Source organism: Streptomyces sp. NPDC043812, assembly GCF_056436245.1.
Window position 1 is genome coordinate 1 of the sequence record NZ_JBWKCY010000058.1, and the last position, 12,075, is coordinate 12,075.

The 12,075-nt window shown below is 69.3% G+C and carries 12 protein-coding genes and 1 pseudogene; 7 read left to right on the forward strand and 6 right to left on the reverse strand.

Annotation, left to right across the window (positions count from 1 at the left end; genetic code table 11):
• The 6 genes and pseudogenes from AC067Z_RS37870 to AC067Z_RS37895 all read left to right on the forward strand — a co-directional run.
• On the forward strand, window positions 1–562 hold a 562-nt coding region (locus AC067Z_RS37870), incomplete at its 5' end, for a hypothetical protein (protein WP_478794199.1).
• A complete protein-coding gene (locus tag AC067Z_RS37875; RefSeq protein ID WP_478794200.1) occupies window positions 559–1,710 on the forward strand; it encodes a C40 family peptidase in 1,152 nt (383 codons plus the stop codon). The genes AC067Z_RS37870 and AC067Z_RS37875, both read left to right, overlap by 4 nt.
• A gap of 41 nt (window positions 1,711–1,751) precedes the next feature.
• The gene (locus tag AC067Z_RS37880) at window positions 1,752–2,333 is read left to right on the forward strand and encodes a hypothetical protein (RefSeq protein WP_478794201.1); all 582 of its coding nucleotides are present in this window, start codon (window positions 1,752–1,754) and stop codon (window positions 2,331–2,333) included.
• Entirely contained in the window at window positions 2,315–4,954 is a 2,640-nt protein-coding gene (locus AC067Z_RS37885) for an ATP/GTP-binding protein (RefSeq protein WP_478794202.1), read from the forward strand. Before AC067Z_RS37880 ends, AC067Z_RS37885 begins: the two co-directional genes overlap by 19 nt.
• Window positions 4,951–5,883: a replication-relaxation family protein gene (locus AC067Z_RS37890; protein ID WP_478794203.1), complete on the forward strand. Its 933-nt coding sequence runs from the start codon at window positions 4,951–4,953 to the stop codon at window positions 5,881–5,883. Before AC067Z_RS37885 ends, AC067Z_RS37890 begins: the two co-directional genes overlap by 4 nt.
• Window positions 5,884–6,039: 156 nt before the next feature.
• Window positions 6,040–6,132: pseudogene (locus AC067Z_RS37895) on the forward strand (30S ribosomal protein S14); the annotation flags it as partial.
• 761 nt (window positions 6,133–6,893) lie between these two features.
• Here the strand turns inward: AC067Z_RS37895 and AC067Z_RS37900 are convergent.
• The 3 genes from AC067Z_RS37900 to AC067Z_RS37910 all read right to left on the reverse strand — a co-directional run bounded on the left by AC067Z_RS37900 (window position 6,894) and on the right by AC067Z_RS37910 (window position 8,545).
• Entirely contained in the window at window positions 6,894–7,553 is a 660-nt protein-coding gene (locus AC067Z_RS37900) for a class I SAM-dependent methyltransferase (protein ID WP_478794204.1), read from the reverse strand.
• A gap of 69 nt (window positions 7,554–7,622) precedes the next feature.
• Window positions 7,623–8,105: a glycine-rich domain-containing protein gene (locus AC067Z_RS37905; protein WP_478794205.1), complete on the reverse strand. Its 483-nt coding sequence runs from the start codon at window positions 8,103–8,105 to the stop codon at window positions 7,623–7,625.
• A gap of 254 nt (window positions 8,106–8,359) precedes the next feature.
• Window positions 8,360–8,545, reverse strand: coding sequence for a hypothetical protein (locus tag AC067Z_RS37910; protein ID WP_478794206.1), 186 nt, complete (start codon window positions 8,543–8,545; stop codon window positions 8,360–8,362).
• Between the two features lie 117 nt (window positions 8,546–8,662).
• Here AC067Z_RS37910 and AC067Z_RS37915 point away from each other — a divergent pair, with 117 nt between their 5' ends.
• Entirely contained in the window at window positions 8,663–9,424 is a 762-nt protein-coding gene (locus tag AC067Z_RS37915) for a helix-turn-helix domain-containing protein (protein WP_478794207.1), read from the forward strand.
• A gap of 516 nt (window positions 9,425–9,940) precedes the next feature.
• Here AC067Z_RS37915 and AC067Z_RS37920 read toward each other — a convergent pair.
• The 3 genes from AC067Z_RS37920 to AC067Z_RS37930 form a co-directional block, all read right to left on the reverse strand.
• On the reverse strand, window positions 9,941–10,093 hold the full coding sequence (locus tag AC067Z_RS37920) for a hypothetical protein (protein WP_478794208.1): 153 nt from the start codon (window positions 10,091–10,093) through the stop codon (window positions 9,941–9,943).
• A gap of 314 nt (window positions 10,094–10,407) precedes the next feature.
• Window positions 10,408–10,875: an SHOCT domain-containing protein gene (locus tag AC067Z_RS37925; protein ID WP_478794209.1), complete on the reverse strand. Its 468-nt coding sequence runs from the start codon at window positions 10,873–10,875 to the stop codon at window positions 10,408–10,410.
• Between the two features lie 113 nt (window positions 10,876–10,988).
• Window positions 10,989–11,621: a PASTA domain-containing protein gene (locus AC067Z_RS37930; protein WP_478794210.1), complete on the reverse strand. Its 633-nt coding sequence runs from the start codon at window positions 11,619–11,621 to the stop codon at window positions 10,989–10,991.
• Window positions 11,622–12,075 lie beyond the last annotated feature (454 nt).

Sequence of the window (12,075 nt, forward strand, 5' to 3'; positions counted from 1 at the left end):
GGTCGCCGCGAACCAGGTCCGCGAGGACGCCGCCGGTTGGCAGTCTGCGGGCCGTGCGGTCATGCGCCCGGTCGACCATGCCTCCCGTCGCCTGGCCACCGCATGGAACGTGCACGACCCCACGAGCCGTGCACGTGACGCCGCCAGCGCAGCGATCATCTACACCTCCACCCCGACAGCAGGCGGCGGCTCGGGCAGTCGCAGCAGCACGGCATCACGGCCGGAAGAACCCGCCGTCGACGCCCGCAGGCGCGTGTTCGACGCCCTCATGCGCGCCCAACGCGAAACATGGGACACCCGCCCCACCTGGGGCACCTCCCACGAATCGCCACTCACCCCGCCCTCACACAGCAGCGGTTGGGCCAGCTCCGTCGGCGACAGCGCCGCAAGCGGCTGGAGCAGCACCAGCGGCGACAACGCCACACCCAGAAACAGCACGCCGGAAGGAAGTCCGTACGACGGCGGGCCGTTCGACGGCGATCCGTACGTCCGGGATTCGTACGACGGCGACGTGTGGCAGCAGTGGCCCGGCGAGGAGCCCGACCGGGGTGATCGGGAGTGAAGAAGTGGAGGAAGGCGGGCTGCCTCGGCGTGATGCTGCTGGTGTGTGCGGTCGGGTGCTCGGTGCCGATGATGACGGTCATCTCCGCCGCCGGCAGCCTCACCCTCACCCAGGACAGCCAAGGGCTGGAGGACAACGGCGGGACGGCTGCCGGGATACCCGGCCGGATGCTCGCCGCGTACAAGAACGCCGCAGCCGCCGTCGGCAAGGAAGTGCCCTCATGCAAGGGGATGCGGTGGCCCATCCTGGCGGGCATCGCCCGGATCGAGTCCAACCACGCCACCGGCCGTTCTATCGGCGAGGACGGGACCATCACGCCGCGGATCCTCGGCCCCGTTCTCAACGGCTCCGGCGCAGGCGGCAACACCACCGCCTTCCGCGACACCGACCGTGGCCGGTGGGACGGCGACACCCGTTACGAGCGGGCCGTCGGCCCGTTTCAGTTCCTGCCCCAGACCTTCGAGGCGTATGGGAGGGACGGCAACAAGGACGGGACCGTCGACCCGCACCAGGCCGACGACGCCGCCCTCGGTGCGGCCGTTTACCTGTGCGGCGAGGGGCGCAACCTCGGCCAGCGCAGCCAGTTGAAGAAGGCCCTGTTCGTCTACAACCACTCCGACGCCTACGTGAACGACGTGCTCGGCTGGATCGACCAGTACACCGCCGACGCACAGTCCACCGGCGGCGACATTGACCTCGGCGCCGTCACGGGCACGGTCCGCACCGTGCTGGAGGCCGCGCTGGAGCAGCGCGGAGTGCCCTACTCGTGGGGCGGCGGCAGCGCCAACGGACCGTCGTCCGGGGTGTGCTGCTCGCCCGGCGGACAGAACGGGACCACCGTTGTCGGCTTCGACTGCTCGGGCCTGACCCGCTACGCCTTCACACAGGCCGGAGTGTCCCTGCCCCGCACGGCCGCAGCCCAGGCAGCCGTCGGCACCCGCATCCCCGCCTCCGCCGGAATGGGCGCTCTCAGGCCCGGCGACCTCGTCTTCTACGGCTACATCCCCACGAGCAACAGCACCATCCATCACGTCGGCATCTACCTCGGCAACGGAAAAATGATCAACGCCGCCCGGCCCGGCACCAAAGTACGGATCGACGCCGTGACCTCCCTGCCCGACTACGCGGGAGGAGCACGGATCCTGTGAGCACCACACCAGCAACCGACCACCGTACAGGGCGTGCTCTCATGGCAACCGCGTGCCTGCTTGCCATCGGCGGATGCCTCCTGATCGCCATCGCCGTCACCAGCAACGGCACGACCGAAACCTCCGATGGGGCACACCGCCGTCCCACCGCGGCGGCGTCCTCGTCCCCGGACCGCCCCGCCGCTCCCCCGTCGGTCAGCTACACACCGTCAAGCCCGACCACGGGCACCGCCGCGCCGGTGAGTGAACTTCCCCCGCCCGGCTCCGGGCCGGGCGCGGACCCGCTCGTGCAACGCGCCCTCGACGAGGCGATCACCCCCGACCTCCCCACGGACACCGAACGACGCCTCGTAGGCGAGGGCCGGGCGGTATGGACCGCCGAGGTCACCGGTGCCGGGCGCGGCCGGTGGCCCACGTACTTCACCGAGGCCAACCTGGCGTCGGTGTACAGCCGGGTGCGGATCCAGGCAGCGATCGCCCGCCAAGACACAGGCCGCTCGGGCACCGCGGCGGTGGTGCATCTGGTGTGGGCCGGAGCCGACCCGGCCGGCACCTACCGCGATGGCCGCACCGCAACCGTCCGCTTCACCCGAGAAGGAGCGTCATGGATTCCCGTCCGATAGAAACCGCGTCCACACCGCTTCTGGTGTGGGACGCCGTCGTCGCCCTCGCCTCCTGGGCCTGGACAACGGCGAACTGGCTGTACGACAACGCCCTGTGGCTGGGCCTCGCCGGTATCGCCATCTGGTGTGCCTGGGAGATGGTGCAACGCAAGCTCGCTGCGAAGGCACTGGCCCGCCGGACGTATGTCGAGCTGGTACCCAGCCGCCAGTTCGAGACCGGCGAGGAGGAGATCTGGCGGTTCGGCGCACAGTTGATGCGAGCGGCCAGCGCGGGCAAGTGGTACACGCCCCGGGCCGCGCGCAGCGTGCGGATCCGGCTGCGCGCGGACGGCAGCCGCCCCCTGACCTACCGGGTGGAGGGCCCGGCCTCTGCGAAGCATCTGCTGGTACAGACCCCCTACACCCGTGTCCGTGCCCGGTCAGTGGAGCCGGTGAAGGACAAGAAGCGCACCCACACGGTGCGGGCGGTGTTCGCGCTGCACGGCATGGCCGGCTCCCGGCTGCGGGAGGTGCCGCTGGATCCCGACCCGCTGCAGCCGCTGCTCGACGCGGTCGCCGACCTGCGAGCCGACCTCGGCGACCTGGCCGAGGTGTGTCTGGACATCTCTCCCGGCCCACGGTGGGGGGTCGTGGCTCGCCGGTGGCAGGTGGTCAACGCCGCCCGGCAGCGTGCCCGGCGGGAGGCGCGGCGTGAGGCGCGGTGGCTGAGCGAGGATGCCGCGTCGATGGAGGACTCGCTGTCCTGGCAGTTCACGCGGCTGCTTGTGCCGCCGGAGCGCCAAGGCGGTGGGGGGCGGCGGCTGTTGATGACGCCGCGGCCGCCGCGGATCGACCGTGACAAGGTGCTCGGAAAGCTCGCCGAGGATGCCGGTCTGGTGCGGGTGCAGCTGCTGGTGCGCTGCCAGTCCGATGAGATCGGCCGGGCGGAACGGCGGCTGCGGCATATCGAGGCCGCGTTGGACGTGTTTGCCGCACGGACGCGTCTTTCTTCTCTCGGTGCGTCGCTTGGGTCGCTGCGGTTCGGGCCGGACAGCTGGCCGTGGCGCCCCCGCTTCGATGAGCGGTGGCGCACGGGGCTGATCCGTCCTGCCCGGGACTCATGGGCGCGGATTGAGGAGATCGCCGGATTCCTCAAGCCTCCGACGAAGAGCGCCCGCCTTCCTGTGCTGCCGAGTGAGATTCCTTCCTACCGGCACGGCCGGGGTCTGTTGCCTCAGGGCTACTACCGCGGTCCGGACGGCAGGGAGCGGCTGGTCGCCACGCACGAGGCGGACACACTGTTCGAGGTCCAGGTCGGCAAAGCGGGCTGGGGCAAGACGATGCGTGCGCTGTGTCAGGCGGCAGCCAGTGCGCACAGCGGCCATGGATTGGCGTTCGTCGATCCCCATGGAGACTCGTGGCCCACGATCCGGCCGTATCTGGCACATGACGAGATCGCGAAGAGGATCCGTCTGTTCGACCTCACGGTCCGCGGTCAGCAGGAGATGGCCTGCTGGAACCCGCTCAGCATGGTCGGCGGCAGGCAGGCCCACGAGGTGACCGCGGCCGTGGTGGACGCGTTCGCCAGCAGTCTGGGGTGGAGCGACGCGACGGCGCCACGGGCCCTGACGATCCTGACGAAGGCCGTCCAGGCACTCACTGCCGTCAACGCCGCCGCGGTGGCCGCCGACAAGCCGCAGTTCCAGGCGACCGTGTTCCAACTGCGGTCGCTGTTGACCGACCCCACCTTCCGCTCGCTGGTCGTCGCACAGCTGGAGGGAGAGGCTGGCCGCTGGTGGCAGACCTCGTTCGCAGAGATCCCCAAGGACGCCCTGCCCACCGTGCTCAATCCGCTGGACCGGCTCGCCGCTGCACCCGTCACCCGGGCGTTCCTCGGCTCGCCCGAAGGTTCCTACGACATCCGGCGAGCCATGGACGAGTCCCATGTGGTGTGGATCTGCCCGGCCGGCACCGGCCCCACCGACCGGCTCCTCGTCTCGCTCCTGGTGCGGGACATGCTGCGCGCAGGACTGTCCCGCCGCGAGATGGCCGAGACGGCTCGCAAGCCGTTCCGTCTCTACCTGGACGAGCTCATCTCGCTGGACGGCGCCGCATCGTCGAGCATTGCCGAGATCACCGAACAGCTGCGCAAGTTCGGTGTCCGGATGCACGGCATGACGCAGCTGCTGCACCGCATCAGCCCCGAGGTACGCACCGCGCTGCTGCAGAACGCGTCGTGCATCTCCAGCACGGCCGGATCGATCGAGGCCATCCGCCACATCACCGACGAGTGGGGCGACAAGGTCAGTCCGGCAGACGCGGCAGAACTGCCGCGCTTTCACCACTGGGCTTCCTTCACCGTCCGCGGCAACCGCGTCGGCCCCCTGCTCATCCGCGGCCCCGAGCTCGGGGAGGTCTTCGGCGACCTGCCCACCGGCGACAACCCGCCCGACCTCACCCACGCTGCGCGCGAGAACACGGCAACAAAGCCCCTCACGGAACTCGTCACCGCCGCGGACAACCACGAAGCGAAGGTGCTCGAGCTCCTGAACGAGCTGCCCCCCAAGACGCCACGCACGACCAATCGAGCGACCTCCGCCGAAAGCGGCGAGAAGGCCACGCAGGAAAGCGAGTTGATATGAGCATCGATCAGGCATCAGAGCACGCGGCGGGAGCACCGCAGCAGCCGAGCACGCAGGACTCCGCGGCGCACCGGGCGATGGCGCTCCTGGCACAGCACCGCCTGCTGACCACCCCGCAGCTGCACGACATGCTCAACCCCGACGCCAACCGGTCGACGACCGCCACCACGCTGGGCGCCCTGCACAAGAGCGAGCTCGTGGCGTCCGTCGTCCAGGCCAACCGCAGCCGGATGAAGATGTGGTTCCTCACGCCACGCGGGGCACGGATGACCGACGGGTGGCCCGAGCTCCGCGGCCGCACCGTCACCGGCTGCGCAAGTTCCCTCGAGGCCTCGCTGAAAGCCGCGCACACCCTGACCGTGGTCCGGGCCCACATGGCGTTCCTCGCCGACGCCCGTCGGCGCGGTGACGAGTACGGTCCGCTGGACTGGGTGCCCGAGGTGTGCCACCGGCTCCCGGACACCGGCGGAGAAGACCGCCTCATCGCCGACGCCGTCCTTCACTACACCGCAACCCCCGGACGACGCCTGCAGTACCGGGCGTTCGTCGAGGTCGACCGCGCCACCATGTCCTCGGAACGGTTGTCCCGGAAACTGATCTCCTACGCCCGGTTCTACGACTACACCCCGCAGCCGATCGGACGCCGCGGCACGGTCGCCGACCAGGCCGCCATGCTCGCCTGGCAGCGCATCTACCCGCGATTCCCCCGAACCCTGTTCGTCCTCACCGGCGCCCCTTCACAAGGACTCCAGCGACGAATCGGAGACCTGAGAGCCATGGTCGCCGGCCACGGCCTGGTGAAACAGTTCGCCAGCCAGGTGCCCCTCGGCGCCGCCGTCCTCGAAGACCTCGAAGCCGAAGGCCCCTCCGCCGCGGTGTGGACACCCCTCATAGGAGCAACAGACCGTCGCCCATGGATGGAACTGTGAGAGGGGCACAGCCGATCGATGCGCTGGTTCCCAAGTGCCCGGCCCGAATTTGGCAAGCCCCGGCAAGCCTCTGAGCTACCCGACTCGCGCCCTCCGCCATCCCACTTCCTCGGCAGCCATCGGGGCCTGGACGCGTGCACGTCGCCGACCCGCTGGGGACACCTGCGGCGGTTCGGGCTGTCCCGCGTCCGCATGCGCGAGCAGGCCCACGCCGGATTCCTCCCCGGAGTCACCAAGTCGTCCTGGTGATCTCCCGCCCTCGCAGCGGACGAACGGCCGGTCCGTGGCTCGGCGGAGCCACGGACCGGCGGTGTGCGGAAGCCACCAGTTCGAGACGAGCACTGAGGAAATCTGGCGGTTCGGTGCCCAGCTGATGCGGGCGGCCAGCGCGGGCAAGTGGTACACCCCCGGGCCGCCCGCAGCGTGCGGATCCCCTGCCTCCGCCAAGCATCTGCTGGTGCAAGCAGCCAGAGCCGACACGAGGCGACGGTGACCGCCCCATGAGACGTAGGCCCTCTCGTCATAACGGGTCGCGACCGCCCGGAAGGTCTCCAGCCCGGTTGATCGTCCGCTCCACTTCGTTGCGGTGTCGGTAGATCCCTGGCGAACCCGGCCGGACGGCCGCCCCTACCGTCGCGCCGCTGGCGCGATCGCCCGTCGGGAACGACCGTGAAGCAGCCACGAGGACGAAGCTGGTGGCACCGGCTTCGCGCCTCCGGACGGCTGCCTTCCGATTCACCGGGCAGCGATGGCCTACAGGCACCCGCGGCTCTCCGACTACGAGCAACCCCGGCGGTCTGCCTGCCCCTGGGTGCGAAGTACGGGGTTCAGGGGGTCAGTTCTGTCTGGGCTGCCCGCTCCTGGACGGCCGCCGGATAGTCGGCGAGCAGGCCTGGTGCGGTCGCCGCTCCGCTTCGGTGCGGTGAGCCAGCACGGCGGCCCACTTCTGCCCCAGCCAGGGGCTGATGTCGACGGTTGCAGTGATGCCTCGACCGGGGCGACGGTGGGGGTCAGCCGGCGGCGCGGACGAGGAGCGTGCCGACCTTCCGTACCCCGGTCGGAGCGGGCAGTACACGGGCCACGGCGGCGGCGAATCCGTGCTCGGTCAGAATCTCCTCCCAGCGGTCGGGCTCGTAGTCCCAGCGCTTCACGACGAGAGGGTCTTCGTCCTCGGACCGGTTGATGTACGAAGCTTGGCAGCCGTAGCAGCCTTGGATTGCGGGCCGCTGCGAGAACGCGAAGACGCCGCCGGGCTTGAGCCGCTTCCGGACGACGGGCAGCAGTTCGTCCGGGTCGGTGAACCAGACCGCACCGAACACGGAGTAGATGGCGTCGAAGTGCTCGCCGCTCTCCTCGAGGAATCGGACGGCGCCCGTGCGGTGCAGCACCAAACTGGCATCGGACCAGCGTGCTTCGGCGGCCTTCAACTGCGCGAGAGACACGTCGACACCGACGGCGCGGGCACCGAGCTTGGCCGCGTGGGCAAGGTTGCCGCCTTTGCCGCATCCGAGATCCAGCACGCTGGCGCCAGGTGTGAGGCCAAGGAGTTCCGTGCCCGGCCCGTGGTCGGCGTACTGGGTCCAGTTAAACCAGGTGGTTTCGCCTGCTGCGTTGGTGGGGCGCCGTTCGGGCTTCTGCCTCGAATAGGTGTCCCACGCGGTGTCCGTCACCTGTTGCTCCATTCGCGGGGCCAGCCGCCCGGTGGTGTGCCGGGCGGCTGGCGGCTTGCTGGGCGCGTGCTACTTCTTCTTGCCGCCGTTCGGGCTGTCGCTGCAGCCAGCGTGACACTGGGAGCACTCGCCCATCTTGGCGGCTGCGGGCCACAGATCGGGGTCGATCGCGAATCCCGCGTCGGTGATGGCGGCGAGGGTGCGCTCGCGCGCCGCTTCATGGCCGCCGTAGGTTGCCTCTCCGTCCTCGGTGGGGACGTGGTGGATGAATCGTCCGGTGACCTGCTGGCAGAACAGGGCGTAGTCGACGGTGTGAAGGATGAAGGTGTGCCATCCGATGTCCACCAGCTTGCTCGGTGCCAGCTCGGCGCCGGCGTGCTGGCCGCTGGCGGCGAGGAAGGCGGCGGCCTGGGCGACGATGCGCTGCGCGGTGCCGTGGTCGATGTCGGGGTGGTCCTTGATGATGCGGGAGCTGAGGCGCTCCATCGTCTCGGCCGGGACGAGCATGGCCGGGTCGGTGGTGCACGCGGGGCGGTCTAACGCGATGGTCATGCTTCCTCCTGTGTGAACGGTGCCCCTTGCTGGGGCTGGACCCGTCCGCGCTGGGTGACGGGGTGTACCAGCGCGGACGGGAGTCTGCTGGGTGTAGGTACAGGCGGCTGGCAGTCGGCCGGGGGCGTGCACGATGACGCGGACGTCGGGCCCGGACATGCGGGGGATCCAGTGGGCGCGCCCGTCGCTGGTGTGCCTGCCGCAGGCGGCGCAGGTTCCGGCCGCGGGCTCGGAATCGTGGTCCCCCATCGGGCTCATCGCGCGTCGCCGCCGGTGCAGCGGGGGCAGGCGCAGGGCGGGTATGCCTCGAACTGCTCCGGCGCCTCGGCGGCCGGGAGCGTGCACTGCTTCACCTGAGTGCGCTGCTGCGTGCGGGTGTTCACCCGGTAGACGTTGATGGTCAGGCCGGGGTGTGTGGTGCCGCCGTCTGTCGTGGTCACAGATGCACCATGGCGCGTGCACAGAGAGTTGCGCGGCGTCAGTGCAGGCGTCATAGCGGTGTCATACGGGGCGTCATTTCGGTGTCATTGAAGGCGGGTTGGGGCTACCGTGCCCGTATGGCCACACCGAACAGTGCACTGCGGGCCGTCCGCCTCGGCCTGCTCATGTCCCAAGACGACTTCGCCCGCGCCGTGCGCGATGCCGGCACCCGCGCGGGACAGCCCAACGATGCCAACAAGCGGCTCGTGCAGCGCTGGGAGTCCGGCGCCACGACTGCGCCCCGTCCCGTGTACGCCCGCGCGCTGGAGTCCGTGACCGGGTTGCCCATCGAATCCCTCGGCTTTACCGGCACCGTGCCCATGGCCCGTGTCACGGATGACGGGCACGGCGGCCACGACGTCGAGGCGTCCGTGAACGGTATCGCCCCCGCAACCGCGCCACCGCACGCCGAGCCGCAGCCGGGGCACCGGAACTACTCCGGGGTGTGGCTGTCCCGGTACGAGTACTTCTCGAGCGGCCGCGACTCGGCGTTCGTCGGAGCGCACTATGTGGTGTTGCTGCAGCACGGCAGCCGCCTGTCGGCACGGAGCCTGCCCGGCTCGTCGGACAGTCCGCTGATAATGGATCTGGAGATCGACAGCCACGTGGCCACCGGCACGTGGACGGAGCAGACCGCGACCGAGGGCTACTACCGGGGTGCCCGGTTTTACGGGGCGATCCAGCTCCTGGTCGAGCCGACCGGTCGCAGGATGACGGGCAAGTGGGTCGGGTTCGGGAAGGAGTTCGACGTGAACACCGGCCCGTGGGAGCTGGTCTTTCAGGACGCGTCGACGACGAAGGCGACGCTCGCCGCGTACAATAAGCGGCCCGACGCCTGACCCCAGCTACACCTTGGGGACAGTCCGCTCAAAGGGGTCGGGGGAACTCGCCGCCTCATAGATGATCCGATCCGGCCGCTGCCCCTTCTCCAGGACAAACGGAATCTTGCCGCGCAGTCAGTCACCAGCCTTCACCTTCACCTCGTCAGTCGGCACGCCGGCTTGGGGGGCCAGGCCCGCTGAGGAACGACGACTCGACACGGCTGTCGTCGGGGAAGCCGAGCGACCACGGGCCCTACGACACAGTGGTGGTCCGCCTTCTTGATTGCACACCCTCACGTCGACCGCCGCCCACTCGGGATCGCTGACCCCCAGCCCCTCTGTAGGTCACCTTGACCAGCAGAGTGAACGACATGATGGTCGTGGCGCCGTTGGTGGGTGACTTCTCGTCCAGAGCTGGGCCATTCCATTTGAAGGACTGCCCGATCTTCAACGCCCCGTCAGCCAGCGTCGGCGTTGCGGAGGCGGTGGCTGAGGGAGTCGCAGACGGGGTCGGCTTCTCACTCGCTGTGGGGTTCAGCGACCGGTCGATAAGGACACCGAGGTGATGGAATGGGAGCGCTTGACGTCGGCTGGCGCCTCGTCGAAGCGGTGCTGCTCGAAGGTGTTGTCCTTGCCGCCGAAGGTGTAGACGACGGTCTCCGCCCACATCTGCTGACGGGCCTTCATCGCGTCGTGCGTGACGTCCAGGGCGAGCGGGGCGCGTAGCGAGGCGAGGTCGGCCTGCCTGGCTTCGGTGGCGACCCGGACCTCGGCGGCCTGGTCGAAGGTGTGAGTCCCATGCGCTCTGCCTAGACGCTGATCGTCCGGCCCCCCGGGCCGAGCTGCTTCGCGGTCTCGTTGCAGCCCTTTCCCTCGCCGTGCAGCCGCCGGATCTCCTCGCGCTCCTCGTCGGTGACCGACCCTTCTTTGCCGTTCGGGCACCTCCGTGCGTGCGAAGGCCCGGCCGCCGGAGCGCGGAACGGCCGGGCCTGGTCTCTGTGTTACCCGCCCAGGAGGCGAGCCTTCTGCTGCTCGAACTCGGAGTCGGTGAGGAGGCCCTGCTCAACCAGGACGCGCAGCTTTCGCAGCTCGCCGGCGACGGACGCGGGCCCTGCTGCTGCTTGGTGGAGAGCAACGAGTTCTCGTCCTTGGCCGCGTTCGACGTCTGCGAGCCGAGCCGACCGCCGACCTCGTTGCCGCCGGGGACGGTGAATTGGATGAAGCCGTTCACCATGGCGCCTGCGCTTCCATTGCACGGCGTATCTGGCTGACATGCAGGCGCTTCTCGCCCTTGCCGTGGGTCGCGCGGGCGAGGAAGCCCTTGCGGTGATGGTGACGTACTGGCCGTCGAACAGGATCTGTCCGCCCTGCCCGGATACTTCGATCACGGTGTGCCCCCTGGATAGATGGAGGGCATCGCGGCACGAGCAAGGAGCGAAATGCGCGGAAACAGAAAAAGGCCCACGCATTGGTGGGCCTAACGATCCAAGTCCGGGCACACCGAACTTGGGTACAGAATGCGGGATTGAACAGCAGATTGCCAGCACGACCTGTGGGGGCGCACCAGGCGCCCCCACCAGGCTCAGCAGTCCTCGCCGAACTTCCCCGCGCTGATCGTGACCGGCTGCCCGTTCAGCTCCGCTCCTGCTTCCGGATCCGTCGAACAGACCTGCCAGTTCGATTCGACGAGGACCATGCGGTCCTGCCCGGACACGTCGGTCACGGTCAGGCTCGTCGAGCTGTCGAGCGTCTGCCGGGCGACCTTGACCGACCTGCCCACGAGATTGGGCATGGTGGAGCCGGCCTCCTCAGGCTCGCCCTGGTCCCCGCCGGCGGGGCAGTCCTCTTCGAGCTTGACGGTGCTGAAGTCGACCGTCGTGTCGGTCGGGTGCTGGCCGGGCGCCGGAGTCTGGGAGCAGACCTTCCAGTTCCGGTCGAGGACCTGGTTTCTGCCACGTCCGAGAGCATCGTGCGACGTGAGCGCGTAGAAGCCGGCCTCTTGGGCTTCGTCCTGTGCGCTCTGGAGTCCCTTGCCCGTCATGTCCGGCAGCGCGGCGGCCTCCTCTGAGGGCTTCTCGCTCGGGGTGGCGGGGCTGGCTGATGCCTTGTCGTCGCGCGTGGGCTCCGCGTTGCTTCCGGAAGCGGCGGGGTCGCAGGCGGTGAGAGCGGCAGCCAGCAGCAGGGCGGCGGCTGCGGTGATACGGGTGGTGCGCATGGTCCCCCCAAGGACATTGCAGATGAGAGGGGACCATCATGCCGAACTAGACGAGCAACGGGACGTAGTTGGGCGGGTTCACCCAAAGGTGAAGCCTCGTCGGCGTCGTCGGCAGCCCAAGGCCCAGGCCGCGAACCTGGGTATAGTCGGCGAACTACACTTCCGTCTCTGACGGAACGCGTTCGGTCAGCAGAAACGCCCCCAGAATGATCTCCGGGCCTTGACGCGTTCCAAGGATGCCTCAGCTGCGGTCACCGCACGGCGCGCGCGAAACGAAGGGGCGCTCCCATCGGACCGGCCCCTTGTCTGACGATGTCGGTGCCGCTGGGCACGCCTGTCGCGTCCGTCACGGCCGCTGGGTCCCTCGGGACAGTGCCACGGCACCTTCAGCCGTTAGCGGTTCCGTGGCCGCTGTAATCGTCCTCGACAATGCAGAACGCGACGTGGCTGATGC

Excerpts from the sequence above, each read along its gene's own strand:
- AC067Z_RS37930 (WP_478794210.1), bottom strand. The coding sequence starts at position 11,621 with ATGCGCACCACCCGTATCACCGCAGCCGCCGCCCTGCTGCTGGCTGCC.
- AC067Z_RS37890 (WP_478794203.1), top strand. The coding sequence starts at position 4,951 with ATGAGCATCGATCAGGCATCAGAGCACGCGGCGGGAGCACCGCAGCAG.
- AC067Z_RS37925 (WP_478794209.1), bottom strand. The coding sequence starts at position 10,875 with ATGCGTGGGCCTTTTTCTGTTTCCGCGCATTTCGCTCCTTGCTCGTGC.
- AC067Z_RS37880 (WP_478794201.1), top strand. The coding sequence starts at position 1,752 with ATGGCAACCGCGTGCCTGCTTGCCATCGGCGGATGCCTCCTGATCGCC.
- AC067Z_RS37915 (WP_478794207.1), top strand. The coding sequence starts at position 8,663 with ATGGCCACACCGAACAGTGCACTGCGGGCCGTCCGCCTCGGCCTGCTC.
- AC067Z_RS37885 (WP_478794202.1), top strand. The coding sequence starts at position 2,315 with ATGGATTCCCGTCCGATAGAAACCGCGTCCACACCGCTTCTGGTGTGG.
- AC067Z_RS37920 (WP_478794208.1), bottom strand. The coding sequence starts at position 10,093 with ATGAAGGCCCGTCAGCAGATGTGGGCGGAGACCGTCGTCTACACCTTC.
- AC067Z_RS37905 (WP_478794205.1), bottom strand. The coding sequence starts at position 8,105 with ATGACCATCGCGTTAGACCGCCCCGCGTGCACCACCGACCCGGCCATG.